General features: G+C 72.9%; 11 protein-coding genes, 1 tRNA gene and 1 other RNA gene. 4 read left to right on the forward strand and 9 right to left on the reverse strand.

Annotation, left to right across the window (positions count from 1 at the left end; genetic code table 11):
- Positions 1 to 37 precede the first annotated feature (37 nt).
- The 5 genes from ABRP24_RS15190 to ffs form a co-directional block, all read right to left on the reverse strand.
- Complete coding sequence (locus tag ABRP24_RS15190) at positions 38 to 1303, reverse strand: aspartate kinase (RefSeq protein ID WP_017888681.1); 1266 nt, start codon at positions 1301 to 1303, stop codon at positions 38 to 40.
- A gap of 116 nt (positions 1304 to 1419) precedes the next feature.
- A complete protein-coding gene (gene recR / locus ABRP24_RS15195) occupies positions 1420 to 2019 on the reverse strand; it encodes a recombination mediator RecR (RefSeq protein WP_017888680.1) in 600 nt (199 codons plus the stop codon).
- Positions 2019 to 4805 (reverse strand): DNA polymerase III subunit gamma and tau, encoded by a 2787-nt coding sequence (locus tag ABRP24_RS15200; protein ID WP_349849067.1) that lies wholly within the window; start codon positions 4803 to 4805, stop codon positions 2019 to 2021. The genes recR and ABRP24_RS15200 overlap by 1 nt, the downstream gene beginning before the upstream one ends.
- 164 nt (positions 4806 to 4969) lie before the next feature.
- The gene (locus ABRP24_RS15205; protein ID WP_349849069.1) at positions 4970 to 12589 is read right to left on the reverse strand and encodes a choice-of-anchor G family protein; all 7620 of its coding nucleotides are present in this window, start codon (positions 12587 to 12589) and stop codon (positions 4970 to 4972) included.
- A gap of 232 nt (positions 12590 to 12821) precedes the next feature.
- Positions 12822 to 12918, reverse strand: an RNA gene (gene ffs, locus ABRP24_RS15210) — signal recognition particle sRNA small type.
- A 37-nt stretch (positions 12919 to 12955) separates the two neighbouring features.
- Between ffs and ABRP24_RS15215 the strand changes: the two genes are divergently transcribed.
- Entirely contained in the window at positions 12956 to 13630 is a 675-nt protein-coding gene (locus ABRP24_RS15215; protein ID WP_027466391.1) for an SDR family oxidoreductase, read from the forward strand.
- 140 nt (positions 13631 to 13770) lie between these two features.
- Here the strand turns inward: ABRP24_RS15215 and ABRP24_RS15220 are convergent, their stop codons facing one another.
- A complete protein-coding gene (locus tag ABRP24_RS15220; RefSeq protein ID WP_027466390.1) occupies positions 13771 to 14967 on the reverse strand; it encodes an acetate/propionate family kinase in 1197 nt (398 codons plus the stop codon).
- A gap of 49 nt (positions 14968 to 15016) precedes the next feature.
- Complete coding sequence (pta, locus tag ABRP24_RS15225; RefSeq protein WP_349849072.1) at positions 15017 to 17125, reverse strand: phosphate acetyltransferase; 2109 nt, start codon at positions 17123 to 17125, stop codon at positions 15017 to 15019.
- 121 nt (positions 17126 to 17246) lie between these two features.
- Between pta and ABRP24_RS15230 the strand changes: the two genes are divergently transcribed.
- A tRNA-Ser gene (locus ABRP24_RS15230) sits at positions 17247 to 17331 on the forward strand.
- 301 nt (positions 17332 to 17632) lie between these two features.
- A complete protein-coding gene (locus ABRP24_RS15235) occupies positions 17633 to 18274 on the forward strand; it encodes a hypothetical protein (RefSeq protein ID WP_027466388.1) in 642 nt (213 codons plus the stop codon).
- Positions 18275 to 18366: 92 nt separating this feature from the next.
- Here ABRP24_RS15235 and ABRP24_RS15240 read toward each other — a convergent pair whose 3' ends face one another.
- On the reverse strand, positions 18367 to 20409 hold the full coding sequence (locus ABRP24_RS15240; RefSeq protein WP_349849074.1) for a helicase HerA-like domain-containing protein: 2043 nt from the start codon (positions 20407 to 20409) through the stop codon (positions 18367 to 18369).
- A 41-nt stretch (positions 20410 to 20450) separates the two neighbouring features.
- Positions 20451 to 21707 carry a multidrug effflux MFS transporter gene (locus ABRP24_RS15245; protein ID WP_051596893.1) on the reverse strand — a complete coding sequence of 419 codons (1257 nt, stop codon included), beginning with the start codon at positions 21705 to 21707 and terminating at the stop codon, positions 20451 to 20453.
- 226 nt (positions 21708 to 21933) lie between these two features.
- On the opposite strand from ABRP24_RS15245, the gene ABRP24_RS15250 reads away from it, so the two are divergent.
- Positions 21934 to 22515: a TetR/AcrR family transcriptional regulator gene (locus ABRP24_RS15250; RefSeq protein ID WP_139179218.1), complete on the forward strand. Its 582-nt coding sequence runs from the start codon at positions 21934 to 21936 to the stop codon at positions 22513 to 22515.
- Positions 22516 to 22611: the final 96 nt, after the last annotated feature.

Here is a 22611-nt window from a genome sequence, read left to right on the forward strand (position 1 = left end):
CTCCTGGTGGTTCAGCGGATCGACGGGTCGGCGGGCGTCAGCGGCCGGTGCCGGCGTAGACGACGGCCTCGGCGTCGGCGTCGAGGCCGAACGCGCTGTGCACGACGCGCATCGCCTCGTTCAGGGTGTCGGCGCGGGTGACGACCGAGATGCGGATCTCGGACGTGGAGATCATCTCGATGTTGATCGACGCGTCGTGCAGGGCGCGGAAGAGCTGCGCCGAGACACCGGCGTTCGTGCGCATCCCGGCGCCGACCAGGGCGAGCTTGCCGATCTGGTCGTCGTACTGGATGCTCTCGTAGCCGATGTCGGCCTTCGCGACCTCGAGCGCCGTCAGCACGGTCTGGCCCTGGTCCTTCGGCAGGGTGAACGAGATGTCCGTCCGCCCGGTCGACGCCGCCGACACGTTCTGGACGATCATGTCGATGTTCGCCCCGGCGCGCGCGACGTTGGTGAAGATCTCGGCGGCCTTGCCCGGCTGGTCCGGGACCCCCACGACGGTGATCTTGCCCTCGGAGAGGTCTCCGGCGATCCCGGTGATGATCGGTTCTTCCACGGTTTCCCCCTCGGCAGGGTTGTAGACGATGGTGCCCTCGTTGTTGTTGAACGAGGACCGGACGTGCAGGGTGACGCCGTGCCGCCGGGCGTACTCGACGGCGCGGATGTACAGGACCTTGGCACCCGAGGCTGCGAGCTCGAGCATCTCCTCGCTGGTGACGCGGTCGACCTTGCGGGCCTTCGGCACGACACGGGGGTCGGCGGTGAAGATACCGTCGACGTCGGTGTAGATCTCGCAGACGTCGGCGTCGAGTGCTGCGGCGAGGGCGACGGCCGTGGTGTCCGAGCCGCCGCGGCCGAGCGTGGTGATCTCGCCCGTGGTGCGGTTGAAGCCCTGGAACCCGGCGACGATCGCGACGTGGCCGGAGTCGAGCGCCTCGCGCACCCGCTTCGGGGTGACGTCGACGATGCGGGCCTTGCCGTGCTGGGCGTCGGTGAGCATGCCCGCCTGGCTGCCGGTGTAGGAGGACGCTTCGACCCCGAGGCTCTTGATCGCCATCGCGAGCAGCGCCATCGAGATGCGCTCCCCCGCGGTCAGGAGCATGTCGAGCTCACGGCCGGCGGGGATCGGCGTGACGGAGTGCGCCAGGTCGACGAGTTCGTCGGTGGTGTCGCCCATCGCCGACACCGCCACGACCACGTCGTTGCCGGCCTTCTTCGTCTCGACGATCCGCTTCGCCACGCGCTTGATGCTCTCGGCGTCCGCGACGGATGAACCACCGAACTTCTGCACGATCAAGGCCACTGGCTGGTACTCCCGGAGACGGCGACACCGCGAGGTCACGCGGTCTCACAATGGTAGTCGGTGTTTCGGGGATGTTGCGTGCGAGCGGGCCCCGACGCAAGGATCCTGCGTGGGGGTCAGCCGCCGACGACGCGGCGCCCCTCGAAGGCACGACCGAGCGTGACCTCGTCGGCGTACTCCAGGTCGCCGCCGACCGGCAGCCCCGACGCGAGCCGCGTGGTGCGGATGCCCATCGGGACGAGCAGCCGGCTGAGGTAGGTCGCCGTCGCCTCGCCCTCGAGGTTGGGGTCGGTCGCGATGATGACCTCGGCCACGGTGCCGTCGGCCAGGCGCGTCATGAGCTGCTGGATGCGGAGGTCGTCCGGTCCGATGCCGTCGATCGGGCTGATCGCCCCGCCGAGCACGTGGTACAGCCCACGGAACTCCCGGGTGCGCTCGATCGCCGCCACGTCCTTCGCTTCTTCCACGACGCAGATCGTGGCCGGGGAGCGGCGCGGGTCACGGCAGATGCTGCACTGGACGTTCTCGGTGACGTTGCCGCAGATCTCGCAGAAGCGGACCCGCTCCTTGACGTCGGCCAGCAGCTCGGACAGACGACTCGGGTCGAACGACTCGGTCTGCAGGATGTGGAAGGCGATGCGCTGCGCCGACTTCGGTCCGATGCCGGGCAGGCGGCCGAACTCGTCGATGAGGTCCTGGACGATCCCGTCGTACATCAGGCACCGTCCTGGTGGAGAGCGGTCTCCTCGATGAACTGGGCGTTGAGGATCTCACGCACGACGGCCTCGCCGTACCGGCCGGCGACCGGGGCGCGGCGCGCGGGCGGTGCGGTGCGTGCGGGAGCGGCGGCGGGCTGGGCCGCGCGCTGCGGTGCGGCCTGCTGCACCGGGGCTGCCGGCGCCGCGGCTGCGGGCGCTGCTGGCGCTGCGCCGCGTCCGATCCCCGGGTCGGGGAACGGTGCGCCGTCGTCGTACGGTTCGTCGTCGAGCGGGTAGTCGTCGACCGGTACGCCCGGCACGACAGGACCGCCGGGAGGCACGGCGCCCGCTCCGGACGCCGCCTGCGGACCCGGGGTGGTCGGCTGGTCGGGCTTCCCGGCCGTGGCACCGGCCGGTCGCGCGGGTGCGGCCGACGGTGCCGGCTCGGTCGGCTGGGGCGTGCTCGTCTCGGCGGGGGCGACCGGCGCGGACGCCGGCACGGTGCCGAAGGGTGCCGCCCAGCTGGGCTCGACGGACTCCGGGACGGCGTCGGCGGTGGGGTCGCTGGCGGGGATGGTCGCGACTGCCCAGTCCGTCACCGGTGCACCGGAGGGAGCGGGGGTCGGCTCGGCCGGTGCCTGGTCGCGCTGCGGCGCGGACGCGGTCGGCGCTGCCTTCGGCTCCGGCGCGGACTTCGGCGCTGGCGCGGACTTCGGCGCCGGCGCTGCCGTCGGCGCAGGGGCTGCCGTCGACTCGGGTGCTGCCGACGCGGCCTTCGGCTCCGTGGCAGGGGCGGCCGTCGTCGTGGAGGCGGCAGCGGACGCCGGCGCCGGGGCTTCCGGTGCTGTGGGCTCCGGAGCCGGAGCCGGAGCCGGGCTCGCGGCGGCGGGGGCCGGACGCTGGGCCGGTGCGGCCTGCTGCGCCGGAGCCGGCTGCTGCTGCTGCGGGGGACGCTGCTGCTGTCCGGGCCCGCGGGCGACGAACTTCACGCGGAGCCCGAGGACGTCCACGATGGCGGCGCGCAGCAGTTCGCTGACGCTGGCCGAGGGGTCGGACATCTCCTTGAACGAGGCGACGTCCTGCTGGCTCGGGAACGTCAGCGTCAGCACGTCGTCGCGGAGCGCGGTGACCTGCGCCGTGACGACCACCGACCACGCCGAACGCTTGGCGTGCTGCACATGCTCGACGATCTGCGGCCAGGAGTCGCGCATCTGCTGGAAGCCGACGGCACCGACGGTCCGGACGGCGGGCTCGTCACCGATCGTCGTGCCCTGACCGGTGGACGACGGACTGACCGGCTCGGCAGCGGGCTTCGAAGGCTCGGACTTCGCGGGCTCGCCCGAGGACTTCGCGGGCTCGGCCGAGGTCTGCGCGGGTGCTCCAGGGGTGCTCGGAGCGACCGCTGCCCACGACGCTGCGGCGTCACGAGCCACGGCTCCGGAGTCGGCCTGCGGCGCGGCGGGCTGCTCGACGGGACGCTCGGGCGTCGTGCGAGGCGCTGCCGGAGCGGGCGACGGGGCGAGGGAGGGAGCAGGAGCCGCGGCTGCCGGCTGCTCACGACGCGGTGCAGCGGCGACGGCGGGAGCGGACTGCTCGCCGGCGCCGGCCTGGTGTCCACCGGCGTCGTGCCCACCAGCGTCGCCCACCCCGACACGACGTTCCAGTCGCTCCACCCGGGCGAGGGCTCCGCGCTGGGTGTCGTCGGCCTCGGGCACGAGCATCCGGGCCGTCATGAGTTCGAGGTGCAACCGGGGCGAGGTCGCGCCGGTCATCTCGGTGAGGGCCCGGTTCGCGATGTCGGCGGAGCGGGAGAGCCCGGTCGCGCCGAAGACCCCGGCCTGGCGGCTCATGGTGTCGAGCTCTTCCGGTGAGACCCCGCGCAGGACCGCGGCGGCGCTCTCGTTGGTCGCCGCGACGACGATCAGGTCGCGCAGGCGCTCGAGCAGGTCCTCGACGAAGCGGCGGGGGTCCTGTCCGGTCTGCACGACACGGTCGATCGCGGCGAACGCGGACGCCGGGTCGGCGACGGCCAGGGCGTCGACGACGTCGTCGAGCAGGGCGGCGTCGGTGTAGCCGAGCAGGGCCACGGCACGCTCGTAGGCGATCGCCCCGTCTTCGCTGCCGGCCATCAGCTGGTCGAGCAGGGACAGGGTGTCACGGACGGATCCGCCGCCGGCACGCACCACCAGGGGCAGGACGCCGGGGGCCACCGAGACGGACTCCTGCGTGCAGAGCTGCTCGATGTACTCGAGCATCACCGCGGGCGGGACGAGCCGGAACGGGTAGTGGTGGGTGCGCGACCGGATGGTGCCGATGACCTTCTCGGGCTCGGTCGTCGCGAAGATGAACTTGACGTGCTCCGGGGGTTCCTCGACCAGCTTGAGCAGCGCGTTGAAGCCCTGCGGCGTCACCATGTGCGCTTCGTCGAGGATGAAGATCTTGTAGCGGTCGCGGGCCGGGGCGAACACGGCACGGTCGCGCAGGTCACGCGCGTCGTCGACACCGTTGTGGCTCGCGGCGTCGATCTCGATGACGTCGAGCGAACCGCTGCCGTCGCGGGCGAGTTCCACGCAGCTCGGGCAGACACCGCAGGGGGTGTCGGTCGGGCCCTCGGCGCAGTTCAGGCAGCGCGCGAGGATGCGGGCCGACGTCGTCTTGCCGCAGCCACGCGGGCCGCTGAACAGGTAGGCGTGGTTGACGCGGTTCGTGCGGAGCGCCGTGCGGAGCGGGTCGGTGACCTGCGACTGCCCGATCAGCTCGGCGAAGTTCTCGGGCCGGTAACGGCGATACAGGGCGGTGACCACGCGACAAGGGTAGCCGTCACGACCGACAACCCGCGTGCCCGTCCACAGGTCGTCCCGCCGGGCCGGACCACCCACAGGCGGTGGGCCGAGCGCCCGGACGGCACCGCGCCTCCCGTCCGTCTGGTCGACGGGCGGGAGGCGCGGTGTGTGACGCTGGTGCGGACTCAGCCGCGGGTGCGGCGACGGAACCCGCGGGCGAGGCGGGAGAGCCCCAGCAGCAGGAACCCGAGGGCCACCAGGCCCGCCGCGGTGCCGGCGATCGGGACGACGTCCGCGCCGGTCCAGGCGAGGTCACCGGTGCCGTTGCCGGAGCCACCGATCCCGGTGCCGGAGCCGTTCCCGGAGCCGCCGCCGGTGCCGTTGCCGGCCCCGATACCGGTCCCGGAGCCCCCGCCGGTCCCCGGCGTGCCGGGCAGTCCGGGCGTACCGGGCGTCCCGGGCGTCCCGGGCGTTCCGGGGGTACCGGGCGTGCCCGGGGTGCCGGGCGTGCCCGGCTCCTCCGGGTCGACGGCGTCGTCCATCACCATGACGCGGAGCATCTGCGCCTGCGAGGTGAACCCGCCGACCGACTGGGTGACGCGCAGCATGTGCCCGCCGACCGGCAGCCCGACCATGACCCACCACGTGCCGTCCTCGTCGGCCGTCGTGGCGACCGCGTCGCGGCCCATCGGCTGCACGGTGACGGTCGCGCCGGGCTCGGCGGTACCCGTGACCATCAGGTCGTGGTCACCGTCCTCGTCCGCCGTGTACTGCGAACCCGGTGTCGGCGAGGTGACCGCGAGCGGCTCCAGGGTGTCGACCACGATCGGCACCTGCGGCGCCGCCGAGGTCGTGCCGTTCACCGACTGCGTGGCGCTGATCATCCACTCCCCCTCGGGGACGCGCTCGAACACGACGCTCCACGCACCCTCGTCGTCGGCGGTGGTGGTGCGGACCTGCCCGGTGGACAGGGTCACCGTCACCGCGGCGCCGGGGGTGGCCTGACCGGTCACCGTGAACGAGCCGGTGTCCCCGAAGCCGTCCGCCTGGATCAGCTGCCCGGGGTCGGGGCTCGTGATGACGATGCCCGTCTCCTGCGCGGCCACGACCGTGACGTCGGCGGTCACCGGGTCGGAGGTCCGACCGCCGACCGTCTGCGTCACGGACACCGTGTGGTCCCCGAGGGGGACGCCACCGATCGTGACCGTCCACGAACCGTCGTCGCCGGCGGTCGTCGTCGCGCTCCGGCCGTCGACGTCGACCGTGACGGTCGCACCGGGCTCGGCGGTGCCGCTCACCGGGACCGACCTCGTCGACCCCGTGGTGGGGAATGCCTGGCCGTCGGTCGGGCTCGAGATGACGACCGGCGTCGCGGCCGTCACGGTGAAGCCGACCCGCGGGGCGTCGGTCGTGGCACCGTCGACCGTCTGGCTGGCGGCGATGGAGTGGGTCCCCTCGGCGACGTCCGGCACCGTCACGGACCACGCGCCGTCGTCGTCCGCGGTCGTGGTGACCGCGGTGCCGTCGTCGATGCGGACCGAGACCGTGGCGTTCGGTGCGGAGGTACCGGTCACGCGCACGTCGGTCGAGCCGCCGAGCACCCGGTGGTCGGTGCCGTCGGCCGGGCTGGTCACGACGATCGCGTCCGCGGCGGCGACCACGACGGTCACGTCGCGCTCGATCGCATCGGACGTCGTGCCGTTCACGACCTGGGTGACGACGAGCGTGTGCTCGCCCGCAGGCACGTCGACCAGCGTGGTCTCCCACCGTCCGTCGGTGCCGACACGGACCACGACCGGGTCGGCATCGTCGAGGACGACGCGGACCGTCGCGCCGGGCTGGCCCTCGCCGCCGACCGGGACGGTCGCGGTGGGGTCGGTGCTCGGCACGGTGAACGTGGTGTCGTCAGCCGGGGCGGTGACGGTCAGCGCCGCACCGGGTGCGACGGTGAAGGTGCTGCGCACCGCTGCGGACGTCGAGCCGTCGACCGTCTGGGTCGCACGGATCGTGTGCTCACCGACGGCGGTGTCCGGCAGGTCGACGCTCCAGGTGCCGGCGTCGGTCGCGGTCACGGTCCGGGCGTCGCCGCCGTCGATCGTGACACGGACCTCGGCACCGGGCTCGGCGGCCCCCGCGGCGGTGAGGGTCGCGACCGAGTCGCGCTGGGCGACCCGGATCGTGGACCGGTCCGCCGGGGTGGCGATCGTGATCGGGTCGGCGACGAGGACGCGGACGTCCACCGTCACCGGCGCGGACTCGGTGCCGTCGATGCGCTGCGTGACGCTGACGGTCGTGGTGCCGGCCGGCACACCGGGGACCGAGACGCTCCACGCGCCGTCGTCGTCCGCGGTGGTCGACTCGGTGCGACCGTCGCCCAGGTCGACCACGATGGTCGCGCCCGGCTCGGCGGTACCGGCGACGTCGACCGTCGTCGTGCCGTCCCCGTCGGCGACCGTGTACTCCTGGTCGGCCGTCGGCTCGGTGATGACGACGGGCGCGCCCGCCTCGATCTCGAACGTCGTCCCGACCGGGGTGGTCGAGGTCGAGCCGTCCACGGTCTGCGTCACCTCGACGGTGTGCTCACCGACACCGAGGTCCGGCACGTCGACGCTCCACGAGCCGTCGTCACCGGCGGTGACCTCGACGGGGTCGCGGTCGTCGACGGTGACCGTCACCGTGGCGCCGGGCTGGGCATCACCGGCAACCGGCACGGTCGTCGTCGCGTCACCGTCGGCCACCGTGATCGGGTCGTCGCCGGGCTCACGGATGACCAGGTCGGCAGCGGCGACCACCGACACCGGTCGTTCGACCGCCGCGCTCGTGGTGCCGTTCACGGCCTGCGTGACCGAGGCCGTGAACGAGCCGGTCGGCACGTCCTCGACCGTGGTCGCCCAGCGGCCGTCCTCGTCCACGGTCGCCGTCGCGGTCCCGCCGTCGCCGAGGTCGACCGTGACGGTCGCGCCCGGTTCACCGGTACCCGCGAAGTCGACCCCGGTGGTGGCGTCGTCGTCCGCGACCGTGACGGTGGTGGCACCCCGCGGCGTGGACACGACGAGCGGGGCTCCGGCACGGACCGACACCGCCGCCGTCACCGGCGTCGAGGTCTGCCCGCCGACGACCTGCGTCGCGGTGACGCGGTGGTCACCGACCGGGACGTCCTGGAAGGTGGTCTCCCACCGGCCGTCCTCGTCCGCCGTCACCGTCTCGGTCTCGCCGGTCGAGATCCGGACCGTCACCTCGGCGTCGGGCTGCGCCCGACCGGTCACCTCGACGTCGGCGGTGCCGGACGTGTCGGCGACCGTCACGACGTCGCCGTCCTCCGGGGTCACGATGGTGAGCGCGGTTCCGGCCCGCACGGTGACGGTCTGGTCCGGACTGGAGGCGGTGGTCCCGCCGACCGTCTGGCTGGCGGTGAGCGTCGGGGTGCCGACACCGACCCCACCGAACGTGACCGTCCAGTCGCCGTCCGCGTCCGCGGTGGTGGTCGCCTCGTCGTCGCCGAGACGCACCGTCACCGGCGCACCCGGCTCCGCCGAACCCGTGACCACGACGTCGCGCGTCGCGTCGGCGTCCGGCACGAGCAGGACCGCATCGGTCCCCGGTGCGGTGATCGTGACGGCTTCGGCGGCCTCGATCGTGATCGTGCGCCCGACCGGGTCGGAGGTGCGCGGGTCGGAGACGCTGCCGGCCAGGGTCTGGGTGACCGAGACCTGGTGCACGTCGACGCCGAGGTCGGGGAAGGTGACCGACCACGTGCCGTCGGCACCGACCGTCGTCTCCTGGTCCTCGGAGCCGGCGAGGGCCGCCGTGACCGCGGCGCCGGGCTGGCCGGTGCCGGTGACCGTGACGTCGCGCTCGACGTCGGGGCCTGCGACCGAGATCGGGTCCGTGTCCGGACCGGTGATCGTCAGCGCGTTGGCCGTGACGACCTCGAAGGTGATCGGGACGGCGCTCGTCACGACGTCCTCGACCTCCTGGCTGGCCGACGCCGTGTAGACGCCGGTCGTGGCGAGACCGGTCGCGTCGACCGCCCACCGCCCGTCGTCGTCAGCCGTGGTGGTGAACCGGGTCCCGGGGCCGACCGAGACGGTCACCGCGGCACCGGGCTCGGCCGTTCCGGTGATCCGGACGGTCGCGGTGGCGTCGGCGTCGACCACGACGAAGCGTGCGCCGCTCGCCGGGGTGTCGATGACGATGGCGTTGCCGGGGACCACGGTGAAGTCACGGGTGACCACCGGGCCGTCGGTGCCGTTCACGGTCTGCACGGCCTCGACGGTGTGCTCGCCGATGCCGAGCTGCGTGGTCGGGAGCTCCCAGTTGCCGGCCGTGTCCGTGACGACCTCGACGGGGTCGCCCTCGTCGATCGTGACGGCGACGGTCGCGCCGGGCTCCGCGGTGCCGCGGACGACCACGTTGGCCTGGCCGCCGGTGCCGGCGGGCACCTGCTGGGCGTCACCCGGTGCCACGATGACGAGCTCGTCGCCGGCCTCGACCGCGAAGTCACGGTCCACCGGTGCCGAGGTCGCACCGTCGACGGTCTGGGTGACCGTCGCGGTGTGGTCGCCGGTGCCGACGTCGGTGAGGACCACCGACCAGGCGCCCTGCGGGTTCGCCGTCGTGGACACCGCGTCGCCGTCGTCCAGGACGACCTCGATGCGGGCGCCGGGCTGCGCGGTGCCCCGCACGGTGACGTCGACGACGGAGTCGTCGGTGGCGACCGTGACCGTGGCGTCCTGCGCCGGAGCGGTCACGGCGAGCTGGGCGCCCGCCTGCACCGTGACGACCTGGCGGACGGCCGGCGAGGTGGTCCCGCCGACGGTCTGCGTCGCCGAGATCGTGTACCTGCCGACCGGGACGTCGGTGACGGTCAGCGTCCAGGTGCCGTCGTCGTCGGCCGTCGTGGTGGCGGTCAGTCCGTCGCCGAGCGAGACCCGCACCTCGGCGCCGGCCTCGGCCGTGCCTGCCAGGTCGAGGTCGGTGGTGGTGTCGGCGTCGAGGACGGTGACGACGTCGCCGTCCTCCGGCGAGGTGATCGCGAGCGGGTCGCCCGCCTCGACGGTGAAGGTGGTCTCCACCGGGCCGGACGTGGTGCCGTCGACGCTCTGCCGCGCAGTGGCAGTGCGCTCTCCGACCGGGACGTCGGCGAAGGTCGTCGTCCAGGCACCGTCCTCGTCCGCGGTCACCGCGGCGGTGAAGGAACCACCGATGCCGACGGTGACCCGGGCGTTCGGGGCGGCCGAGCCGGACACCGTCACCGGGGTGGTCGAGCTCTCGTCGGCGACGGTGATGGTGCTGCCGTCGGCCGGCTCGTCGATGGTGAGCGCGGGGGCCGCCGTCACGGTGAAGTCCCGGGTGACCGGGGCGCTCGTGGTGCCGCCGACGGTCTGGGTGACCTCGGCCGAGTACTCCCCGGCCGGGACGTCCGTGACGCTCGTCGACCAGGTGCCGTCGGCGTTCGCGCGGGTGGTGGCGGTCAGGCCGTCACCGAGGTCGACGTCCACGCGGGCACCGGCCTGGGCACTGCCGGAGAACGGGACGGACCGGGTGTCGCCGGCGAGCGGGAAGTCCTGGTCCGCCGTGGGGATGTCGACGGTCAGGCCGGCCGCGGCCACGACCCGGAAGGACCGGGTCACGGGTGCCGAGGTCGTGTCGCCGACGGTCTGCGTGACGCTCGCCGTCTGCTCGCCGACCGGGACCTCGGGGACGGTGACGCTCCAGGCGCCGGCGTCGTCCGCCGTGCCCGTCGCGGTCACGCCGCCGCCCAGGTCGACGCTGATGCGCGCGTTCGCCGTCGCGGTGCCCGTCAGGGTGACCGGGGCGGTCTCCCCCGTCGTCGTGAAGGTCTGACCGGCCGTGGGGGTGGTGATCGTCAGGGCGCGCTGGGCCACGACGGAGAAGTCCTGCGTCGCGGTGCCGGCCGCGGTGCCGCCGACCGTCTGGGTCGCGGTCGCGGTGTACGCACCGGTGGGGACGTCGGCGATCGTCGTCGTCCAGGCACCGTCGGCAGCGACGGTCGCGGTGCCGGTCCGGTCCCCGCCGAGGCTGACCGCGACGGTGCCGCCGGGCTCGCCGGCACCGCTCACGACGACGCTGCGGGTCGAGGTCGCCGACGGCACGGTGAACTGCTGTCCGGCCGTGGGCGCCGTGATGGTCGGAGCCGCGAACGCCGTGGCGCGCACGGTCGAGGTGGCGAGGTCCACGGTGGCGACGTTCGCCCCGGGGAGCACGGAGAGCCGCAGGGCGTGCACGCTCCGCGATCCGGTGTCGTACCCGCGGGGGTCGCGGAAGCCGGTGGTGTCCTGCGCGTTCACGGTGAGGTCGACGACCTGACGGAGCAGCAGCACGACGGGGCTCAGCAGGGTGGAGACGGCCGAGGTCGTCGCCGTGAGCGTCGTGCCGAGGTTCGTCAGGGCCGTGCCCGTCACCAGGGGACGCACGATGGTCTGCAGTGCCGGGATGACGACGGTGTTGACCGCCGGGGCGAGCAGGGTGCCGAGCACGTTCAGCCCGAGGGGGCCACCGGTCGCCGTCACCGTGGCGGCGGCGGGCGACGTGCCGGCGAGTGCGCCGAGCGTGGTGTCCGCGCGGAGGGCCAGTGCGGTGAGCGGGATGCCCGCGAGGTTGACGTTCGCGGTGACGTTCACCAGCACGGCGGTCGAGTTGATCGTGTTGACGACCGCGGTCTGCAGCGCCGTCGGCAGCTGCGTACCGAGGATCGTCGTGATGCTCCGGTTGATCGAGCTCACGGCCGCTTCGGTCAGCACCGACGTGTTCGCGGGCTGACCGTTGAGCGTGGTGAGCCGGTCGAGGTCGACCGTGATCGCGCCGGTCGACGGGGTGATCGTCACCGCACCGTCCGTGAGCGGCTGCTGCAGCACACGGGTCAGGGTGTCGTCGAGGTTCAGGTCGACGGTCGCGGTGACCGTCGTGCCGTTGACGTTCACGAGTCCGAGGCTCGTCGTGCGGAGGAGCCGCTGCAGTTCGCCCGTCAGCGCCGTGGTCGTGCCGGACAGCGCGCCGTCGGCACCGACCGCGGAGTTCACCGTGCCCGAGAAGGTGCGCAGGTCGTTCCGGAGCGCGGTGCTGAGTCCGGCGACCGCCGGGCTCGTCAGGTTCAGGTCCGCGCCGGCGATCCGGTAGTCCGTCGTCGTCCCGACCGTGGTGCCGCGCGTCGCCTGAATCCGGGATGCCAGGGCCCCGACCCGCAGCTGCGCGTTCGACAGCACCGTGGTGTCGGCGCCGACGCGCGAGAACAGCGGGTTGAGGTTGACCGTCGCGGCGCCGGTGCCGGATCCGGTGCCGACCCCGATGCCGCCGTCGTTCGTCAGGAGCCCCGACGACGCGGTCGCGCCCGTGGCCGAGGTCGTGGCGTACTGACCGTCGACGCCGAGGGTCAGGATGCCGTTCGGGCCGAGCAGGTCGACGTCGTTGCCGAGGTCCACCCCGACCGCGTTGAGCGCCGTCAGGTCGAGCGGCTGGTTCGTGGTGCCGCCGCCGGAGCTCGCGCCCCGCGCGGAGTACGCGCCGCCGAGCTGGGCGACCGCATCGGCGTTCACGATGCCGGAGCCGCTGAGCAGCAGCCCCTCGGCCTCGGCGACGTCGGTCTGGGCGGCCGCAGCGGGTTGGATCGCCACGGTGGCGGCGATGAGCGCCGTCACCGTGGCGACGACGCCGCCGCGCAGGAGGAGCCGCCGACCGTCCGTCGCTCGTCCTCGAGCTCGGCCGTCGGCGCGGGTGATCCGTCGTGTCCGTTCGTCCGCTGCGGAGGGTACGGGGGTACCGGGCAGCGACGCGTGCCTGCGCATGCGTGTCTCTTTTCCTGGCGGGCGCGCCCGCCACCTGATCCTCGGAATCCACCGCTGGTGAGGCGGTGGAGGCTCCTCCGCTGGTGAGGCGGTGGAGGGTCGGAATCCTGGTTGGGGATTCCTGAGGCAGATCTTTACACATGATCAGGAAGCTGTCCGCAAGCATCGAAGAAAAAGGACGCGAGACCTCCCGAACGGGGGGCGACACCGGGGAGCTGACTCGACCCGGAACGAAGAAGACTCCTCACGCACCCGCCAGAGCCTGGTTACCCTTGCTGCGTTTCCGCCCTGGGGGAGTTGGCCTGGATGGCGTCACGTGAGGAGCCGCCGAGAAGTCTACCGGACGCGACGGGCAGACTCGAACACATGAAGATCGCCATCGCCGGAGGACACGGCCAGATCGCCCTGCTCCTCGCCCGCCAGATCACCGACGCCGGCCACGACGCCGTCGCGATCGTCCGCAACCCCGCGCACGTGGCCGACGTCGAGCAACAGGGGGCACGTGCGATCGTCGCCGACCTGGAGCAGCTCGGCGACGACGACCTCGCGCTCCGCCTGCGCGGTGTCGATGCCGTGGTGTTCGCCGCCGGTGCCGGGCCGAACAGCGGCGCCGAGCGGAAGCTCACCGTCGACCGTGACGGTGCGATCCTGCTCGCCGACGCCGCCGAGCGTGCCGGCATCGAGCGCTACGTGATGATCTCCGCGATGGCGGCCGACACCTACGACCCCGAGCTCGCCGTCGTGCCCGCGCAGGACGACGCCGCGGTGTTCCAGGTCTACCTGCGGGCGAAGGCCGAGGCGGACGCGAACCTGCGGGCCCGACGCCTCCGCTGGACGATCGTGCGTCCCGGCGGTCTGCTCGACACGCCGCCGCAGGGCACGGTCCACGTCGGCCGGACCGTCCCGCGCGGCTCGATCCCTCGCGCGGACGTCGCGACCGTCGTCCTGCACGCCCTGCTCGACGACGCCGCGGTCGGCGTGCAGTTCGAGGTCACCAGCGGCGACACCCCGATCCCGGCGGCGCTGGGCGCCCTGACCTGACCGGTCGGCGCCGGCCGCACCGTGCGGTGGACGCGCCCCAGGGACGGGCGGGAGGCACGGAGCCAGCCCGCCCCGCGCCTCCCGTCCGCAGCCTGCCGGCGCGCCGACGCGAGGCGACACGCGCCCACGCGCCCCACGCGTCAGAGCGCGACCGCGGCCGACTGCCGAGCGATCTCGAGCTCCTCGTTCGTCGGGATCACGAGCACCGCGACCCGTGAGCCGTCGGTGGAGATGCGGCGGGCGTCGCGCGACGCCAGCTCGTTGCGGTCCGGGTCGATCTCGATGCCCAGGTGCTCGAGCCCCGCGAGCACGCGGCGCCGCAGCAGCGCGTTGTTCTCGCCGACCCCCGCGGTGAACACGACCGCGTCGAGCCCGCCGAGCTGTGCCGTGTAGGCACCCACGTACCGACGGATGCGGTGGCGGTACACGGCGAGCGCCGCCTCCGCCTGCTCGTCGCCCTTGGTGGCGGCGTCCTGCACGTCCCGCATGTCGCCGTTGCCGGTCAGGCCGAGCAGACCGGACCGCTTGTTGAGCATGGTGTCGAGCTCGTCGAAGGTCATCCCGGCCTCGCGGTGCAGGTGGATGAGCACCGCGGGGTCGAGGTCGCCGGAGCGGGTGCCCATGACGAGCCCCTCGAGCGGGGTCAGTCCCATCGAGGTCTCGATGGACTTCCCGCCGTCGATCGCCGCGACCGAGGCGCCGTTGCCCAGGTGCAGCACGATCGTCTTGAGCTCGGCGAGCGGCCGGTCGAGGAACTCCGCGGCCTGCTCGGAGACGTACTTGTGGCTGGTGCCGTGCATGCCGTAGCGGCGGATCCCGTACTCGGCGGCCAGGTCGGCGGGGATCGCGTACGTGTACGCGTGCGGCGGCATCGTCTGGTGGAACGCGGTGTCGAACACGGCGACGTGCGGGACGTCCGAGAAGACCTGCTTCGCGGCGCGGATCCCCTCGAGGTTCGCGGGGTTGTGCAGCGGCGCGAGGCTGTTGAGGTCCTCGATCTGCTGCTCGACCTGGTCCGTGACGACCGTCGCGCGGTCGAAGGTGGTGCCGCCGTGCACGACGCGGTGGCCGACGACGGCGGGCGGGTGCTCGTCGAACGACGGGCCCACCTTCGCGAACGCGTCGATCATCGCCTGGAACCCGGCTGCGTGGTCGGGCACCGACGCGGCGTCGTTCGACGACGACTCCCCTGTCAGCGCGTTGGTGTGCTTCCAGGCCCCGGCGGACTCGCCGATGCGCTCGACGAGCCCGGAGGCGAGCGTGCGCTCGTCCTCGAGTTCGATGAGCTGGTACTTGAACGAACTCGAGCCGGAGTTGACGACGAGGGCTGCGGTCACGGGGTGGTCACTTTCTGTCGGGCCTGGAGGCGCGGTGCGGGTCGGGCGGTCAGGCCGCGTCGGTCGCGGTGCCGGCCTGGATCGCGGTGATCGCGACGGTGTTCACGATGTCGCCCACCAGGGCGCCGCGCGACAGGTCGTTGATCGGCTTGCGCAGGCCCTGCAGGACCGGGCCGATCGCCACGGCGCCGGCCGAGCGCTGCACGGCCTTGTACGTGTTGTTGCCGGTGTTGAGGTCCGGGAAGATGAACACCGTCGCGCGGCCGGCGACCGGGGAGTCCGGCATCTTCGTCGACGCGACCGTGGGGTCGGCTGCGGCGTCGTACTGGATCGGGCCCTCGACGAGCAGGTCGGGCCGCCGTTCCCGCACGAACGCGGTGCCGGCGCGCACCTTGTCGACGTCGGCACCGGAGCCGCTGTCGCCGGTGGAGTAGCTGAGCATCGCGACGCGGGGGTCGATGCCGAACTGGGTCGCGGTCTCAGCGGACGAGATCGCGATGTCGGCGAGCTGCTCGCTCGTCGGGTCCGGGATCACCGCGCAGTCGCCGTAGACGAGCACGCGGTCGGCGAGCGCCATCAGGAACACGCTCGACACGATCGAGGTGTCCGGACGGGTCTTGATGATCTCGAACGACGGCCGGATGGTGTGTGCCGTGGTGTGCTTCGCGCCGGACACCATGCCGTCGGCGAGCCCGAGCTGCACCATCATCGTGCCGAAGTACGAGACGTCGGTGACGGTGTCGCGGGCGAGCTCGATCGACATCCCCTTGTGGGCACGGAGCCGGGTGTACTCCTCGGCGAAGCGCTCACGCAGCTCGGGGTCGAACGGCGAGACGAGCTGCGCGGCCTCGAGGTCGAGGCCGAGCTCGGTCGCCCGCGTGCGGATGGCGGCGGGGTCGCCGAGGATCGTCAGCTCGCAGACCTGACGCTGCAGCAGGGTGGAGGCGGCGCGGAGGATGCGGTCGTCCTCGCCCTCGGGCAGGACGATGCGCTTGCCGTAGCTGCGCGCCCGGTCGAGCAGGCCGTGCTCGAACATGAGCGGGGTGACGACCCCGGACGGAGCGAGCTGCAGGCGGTCGCGCAGGGCCTCGGCGTCGACGTGCTGCTCGAACAGGGCGAGCGCGAGGTCGGCCTTCCGGGGCGAGTCGGCGGCCAGGCGGCCCCGGGTCTGGGTGATCCGGAGGGCGGTGTCGTAGGTGCCGAGGTCGTTCTGCGCGATCGGCAGCGAGCTCGACAGGCCCTCGAGCAGCCGGGACACCTGCGGGGCGATCTCGAACCCGCCGTTCAGGATGACGCCGGCCAGGCTCGGGAACGTCTCGGACTGGTTGGCGAGCAGCGTGGCGATGAGGACGTCGCTCCGGTCACCGGGGACGACGACGATGCCGCCCTCGATCAGCCGGGGCAGCACGTTCTCCATGCTCATGCCCGCGACGACGGTACCGAGGGCCTCACGGTCGAGCAGGGCGTCGTCACCGCGGACCAGGGTGGCGCCGGTGGCCTGCAGCAGGGCGCGGACCGTCGGGGCGACGAGCACACGGTCCTCGGGGATCGCCCACACCGGGACGTCGGGGTGGTCGTCGTGCACGGCCTGCTCGACGCTCGTCACGATGGCGGCGAGGGCGTCCGGGTCGGCACGGTTCACCACGACGCCGAACAGCTGCGCGTGTGCCGCCCGCAGCTCGCTCGTCGTGACGTCCGCCACCTGCACCATGCCCTCGGGCGTGCGGGCCGCTCGTTCGGCGGCGTCGCGGCCACCGAGCACGAGGAGCACCGGAGCGCCGAGGTTCGCGGCGACCTTCGCGTTGAAGGACAGCTCGGTGGGGCTGCCCACGTCGGTGTAGTCGGACCCGAGCACCACGACGGCGTCGCACTGCCGCTCGACCTGGGCGAACCGGGTGACGATGGTGCCGAGGGCCGCCTCGGGGTCGGCGTGCACGTCGTCGTAGGTGACCCCGACCGCATCGTCGTACGAGATGCCGACGGCCGTGTGCTGCAGCAGCAGCTCGAGCACGTAGTCGGGTTCGACGACCGAGCGGGCGACGGGCCGGAACACGCCGACGCGGCCGACGGACCGGGCGAGGGTCTCGAGGACACCGAGGGCGACGGTGCTCTTGCCCGTGTGCCCTTCTGCTGACGTGATGTAGATGCGGGTCGACACGAGGCCCAGGGTAGTCGCCGCACATGTCACGACATCTGGGAGCACCGTCGCCGACGACACGCGGTCGTGAGCACCTCGGAGAACCTGTACCATTGGGTGTCGCCGTCGCGAGACGGTGTCAGGAGAATTCGCCTAGTGGCCTATGGCGCACGCTTGGAAAGCGTGTTGGGTGCAAGCCCTCGGGGGTTCGAATCCCCCATTCTCCGCAGCGAGCAAGACCGCAACACCCACGAAGGACCCGCACCGATCGGTGCGGGTCCTTCGTGGTTCCACAGTCGATCGGTCCCCCACCCTGCGGACGAGCGCGTGCCCTGTTCCCCCTCGGTTGGCCGGGAAACGCCGACCAGGGGTGGAACGGGCTGTCCCCGGTACCCGTCGGTCGCCTATGCTGGCCGAGCGAACGGCTGCGGGACGAGCCGACCGCGGTGCATCGAGCGGCAGGGGCGTCGCTCGGAGGGCGTGCTGGTCAGCGTGCCCGGAACACCCGAGGGGACGAGGAGACGCGCCATGGGGGACACCACCGTGCCCGCAGTGCCCGTGCGGCCCGCCGTCTTCGACACGGTCCTCCGTCCGCGCCGGTCCCTCGTCCGTTCCACCGCGCTCAGCATCGCCTTCTCGGCCGTGCCGCTCGCCGTCGCCCTGGTCTGGGTCTCGTTCCCGTTCCGCACGTGGGCCGTGTTCGCCGGCATCGTCGTCGCGATGGCCGCGGCCGTCGGCATCGTGTTCGTCCGACTGCACACCGCGTTCATCGGGATCGACGACGACGGTCTGACGATCCGTGGCGTCCTCACGGCGCACCGTCGGATCCCCCGCGACCGCGTGCACAGCCTGGTGCTCGCCACGACCTTCGGCTCGTCCGTGGACCGGACCGTGCGGGAACTCGTCGCGTTCGACCGGACCGGCACCCACCTCTTCCGGCTCCGCGCCGACGTGTGGGGCGACGACGGGCTCGACCGGGTGGTCGACGCGCTCGGCGTGCAGGTCGTCGAAGAGTCGCGGCCCGTCTCCTCCCGCACCTTCGCGAAGCGCTACCCGACGAGCCGCGCCTGGTACGAGCAGCGGTCGGCGTTCCTGCTCGTCGGCGGCCTCGTCGTGCTGGTCGTCGGCGGGTTGCTCGCCGTCGAGTTCGCCGGCCTCAACGCCCCCTGACCCACCGGCGGACCGGCCAAAGGCCAGCGGCCACCGCACGGCACCCGTCAGCACGGCACCGGTCAGCACGGCACCGGTCAGCGCGGCACCGGTCAGCGCCGACGCCGCAGCGTCGAGAAGATCCCGCGCACCACTTCCTTCGCGATGGTCCCGCCCAGCCCGGAGCCGAGCAGGTCCGACAGCGGGTCCCCCGCGGATCGACGCGTCCCGGATCGCCGCGTCCCGGCCCGCTGCGTCCCGCCCGACCGACCGGAGCCGCCGGACCGACCGGACCGCCGGGCGTCCGACGCTCGCTCGGCCCGCTCGAACTCCCGCTGCTGCCGCTCGTACTCCTGCTGGGCATCCGCCGATGCGTCCGCCGCGGCGGCAGCTGCCTCGTCGGCTGCGGCAGCGGCGTCGGCTGCAGCGGCCGCCGCCTCCATCCGGCGCGCGAGCACCTCGCGCGCCGAGTCCGGATCGACGCGTGTGCCGTAGGTCGACAGGAGCGGTGAGGCCTGCACCCGCGCGGCCATCTCGTCGGCCGGCATCGGGTCCATCGACCCCTGGGGTGCGCGCAGCCGGGTCCACGCGACGGGGGTCGGTGCGCCCCGCTCGTTCATCACCGTGACGATCGCCTCGCCGGTCGCGAGCGACGTGAGGACCTCGCCCAGGTCGTAGTCACTCGTCGGGTAGGTCGAAACCGTCGCCCGGAGCGCCTTCGCGTCGTCCGGGGTGTGGGCGCGGAGCTGGTGCTGGATGCGCGACCCGAGCTGCGCCAGCACGTCGTTCGGCACGTCCTTCGGGGTCTGCGTCACGAAGAAGACCCCGACGCCCTTCGACCGGATGAGCCGCACGGTCCGCACGATCTGCTCGGTGAAGTCCTTCGACGCCCCGTTGAACAACAGGTGCGCCTCGTCCAGGAAGAACACGAGCTTCGGCTCGTCCTGGTCGCCGACCTCGGGCAGCTCGTTGAACAGGTCCGCCAGCAACCACATCAGGAACGTCGAGAAGACCTCCGGCCGGTCCTGCACACCGGGCACCTCGAGCAGGCTGACGATCCCCCGCCCGTCCGCCGCCGTCCGCAGGAACACCTGCGTGTCGATCTCGGGCGCCCCGAAGAACCGGTCGGCGCCCTGGTCGGCGAAGGTGACGAGCTCGCGCAGGATCACCCCCGCGGTCTGCTTCGACAGGCCCCCGAGCTCGGCGAGTTCCCCCTTGCCCTGCTCGCTCACCAGGAACGTCAGCACGCTCCGCAGGTCGTCGAGGTCCACCAGCGCCAGACCTTGTTGCGTCGCGTAGTGGAACACCAGGCCGAGCGAGGACTCCTGCGTGTCGTTCAGGCCGAGCACCTTCGACAGCAGCAGCGGCCCGAACCCGGAGACGGTGGCACGGATCGGCACGCCCGTACCCTGCCCGCCCAGCGAGAACAGCTCGGCCTGGCTCGCGACGCCCTGCCACTGCTGGCCGATGCCCGCGGTGCGGTCGAGCAGCTTGTCGGTCGCCTGCCCCGCGACGGCCAGACCCGACAGGTCGCCCTTGATGTCGGCGGCGAACACCGGCACCCCGTTCGCCGCGATCTGCTCGGCGAGCACCTGCAGCGTGCGGGTCTTGCCGGTGCCGGTCGCCCCGGCCACCAGCCCGTGCCGGTTCAGCATCGCGAGCGGGATGCGGACCTGCACCTCAGGCACCGCTGCGCCGTTGACCAGTGCACCGAGTTCGATCGCACCGCCGTCGACGGCGTAGCCGTCACGGATCGCCGCGACCGCGTCCGATCCGAGCGGTCCGGTCCCACCCCGGACGGGAGGCGCGGCGCCGGTCGCCGCCGTCGCCACCGGATCCGGGGCGGTCGCCTCGACCGCCGCGGCAGGGGTGGTCGGAGCCGGTGCGGCCGCCGCGGCAGGGGTGGTCGGAGCCGGTGCGGCCGCAGGGGCGGGCTCCGCGTCGGGCGTGAGCCGCGCCTCCAGGCCAGTGGGTGGTGGGGACCCGACGACCGCGGGTTCCGCGTCGGCGGTGCGCTCCGTCTGCTCCTCCACCGCCAGTGCGGCGGCGAGCCCATCGGCTCGCCGCGCCGCTTCGTCGGCGAGCCGACGTGCCTCGTCGGCGGCCTGTCTCGCTGCCTCGGCAGCCGCCCGTGCCCGCTCCGTCGCGTCGCTCATGGGCACAGCCTAGAGACCGGAGCGCGCGGCGGTCCGGGTCGTCAGTGCGTGAGCGCGGGGACCGTCCGGGGGCGGACCACGAACCAGAGCATCAGGATCGCGACGGCGGCGGTCGACGCCATCACCATCGCCATCGGGGTGGCCGTCGTGATGCCGAGCCAACCGACGACCGGCGAGATGAGCCCGGCGACGCCGAAGTTCAGGGCGCCGAGCACCGAGGCGGCGGTCCCCGCCTCTTTTCCGTGGGCGGCGAGACCGATGACCTGGACGAGCGGGAACGAGAACCCGCACGCGGCGATGAAGAACCACAGCGGCACCAGCACGCCGACCAGACCGGCCCCGAGCTGGTCGAGGACGATGATCGCGAGCGACGCCAGCAGCAGGGTCGCGGTGGAGCACGCCAGGATCCACTGCGGACCGACGCGCTGGGCGAGGCGCGACGAGATCTGCACACCGAGGACGACCCCGACCGAGTTGACGGCGAAGAGCAGCCCGTACTGCTGCGCGTCGAGCCCGTAGACCTGCTGGAACAGGAACGGCGACGCGCTGAGGTACGAGAACAGCCCGCTGAACACCATGGCGCCGATGAGTGCGACGCCGACGAAGATCCGGTCGGAGAACAGCGCCTTGTAGCGCTGGCCGATGGTGGAGTGCCCGGCCTCGTGCCGACGGGCCGGCGGCAGGGTCTCGACGATGAGCAGGATCGACGCGATCACCACCGCCAGGCCGTAGCAGGCGAGGAAGACGAAGATGCCGCGCCAGCTGGTGAACTGCAGCATCTGCGACCCGATGAGCGGCGCGAGGATCGGCGCGAGGCCGTTCACCATCGCCAGGCGGGACAGCATCCGCACCAGCGGCTTTCCGCCGAACAGGTCACGCACCGTCGCCATCGCGACGACACCACCGGCTGCGGCGCCCATGCCCTGCAGCACGCGGAACACGGCGAGCAGCTCGATGTCCGGCGCGGTCGCGGCGCCGATCGACGCGGCGATGTGCACCGTCGTCGCGATGATCAGCGGCAGCCGGCGACCCACCTTGTCGCTCCACGGACCGACCAGGAGCTGCCCGATGGCGAAGCCGAGCGTCGTCGCGGTGAGCGTCAGCTGGACCGCGCCGTCGGTGACGCTGAACTGGTCCTTGATCGCCGGGAACGCCGGCAGGTACAGGTCGATCGTGAACGGACCGAGCGCCGTGAGGGCGCCCAGGACGAAGACGTAGACGAGTCGCTGCCCGCGGGAGAGCGAGTCTCCCGGGTGCAGGACGACCCGGAGCGAACCGGTGGTGGCGGGCGCGGTCACGAGACAGGAGTCCTTCGACGATGAGGGGGCGGGGGTGATCGCGGGTCGATCGAATCGATTCGTCCGCGGAACCATCCTACGGTCGCCGGTGCGTGCTCGGCGCCGCCGGTGCCGGCCGCCCGCGTGAAGCGGCTCGTGCTGCCCCTCGGCCGCGCGCGGACCATGCGGTAGCGTCGGACTGCTCGGGGGCCTTCCGGGTGAAGCGGATCAGAAGGGGGTGGGCGTCATGGTGGATGCCCGGATCCTGCACACCACTGCAGCGCTGCGCGAGGCGATCCTGCGACTCGCCGCGGACCGACCGGTCTCGGAGATCACCGTCGCCGACGTCACGCGTGCCGCCGGCATCAACCGGGCCACGTTCTACTCGCACGCCGTCTCCCCCGGGTCGCTGCTCGCCGACGTCCTGACGCCGGAACTCGACCGCATCCGGCAGGACGACGCCGACGAGCGCCGAGCCGCCGCCGACCGGGGCGCCGGAGCCGACGAGCTCGCAGCCATCACCCGGCGCGGCATCAACGCCGTCGTCGAGCACGTGACCACGCACCGCGACATCTACGGCAAGGCGCTGCCGGACCCGAACGACGCGTCGCTGCACCGGCTGCTCGTCGAGCACTTCACGGTGTCGAGTGCCCTGCACATCCGCGAGCTCGATCCCGCACGCCGGCCCGAGCTGCTCGACGACGTCGCCGCGGGGTTCGTGGCGCAGGGGTTCGTCGGGGCGATCGAGGCCTGGCTGGCGGGGCCCCGACGGTCGCGGAAGGCGCTGGTGGAGACGATCACGCTGTCGTTCCCGGCGTGGTGGAGCTGAGCCGGCCGTTCGTTTCGGTCGTGTGATCGCGTGAGCGCGTGGGTGCTGGCCTGCTGCCGTGCTCGTGCTGCTCGTGCTGTGCGTGCTGTGCGTGCT

The sequence above is a fragment of the Curtobacterium sp. WHRI 8282 genome, assembly GCF_040223925.2.
In the GTDB taxonomy this organism is placed as follows: Bacteria; Actinomycetota; Actinomycetes; order Actinomycetales; family Microbacteriaceae; genus Curtobacterium; species Curtobacterium flaccumfaciens.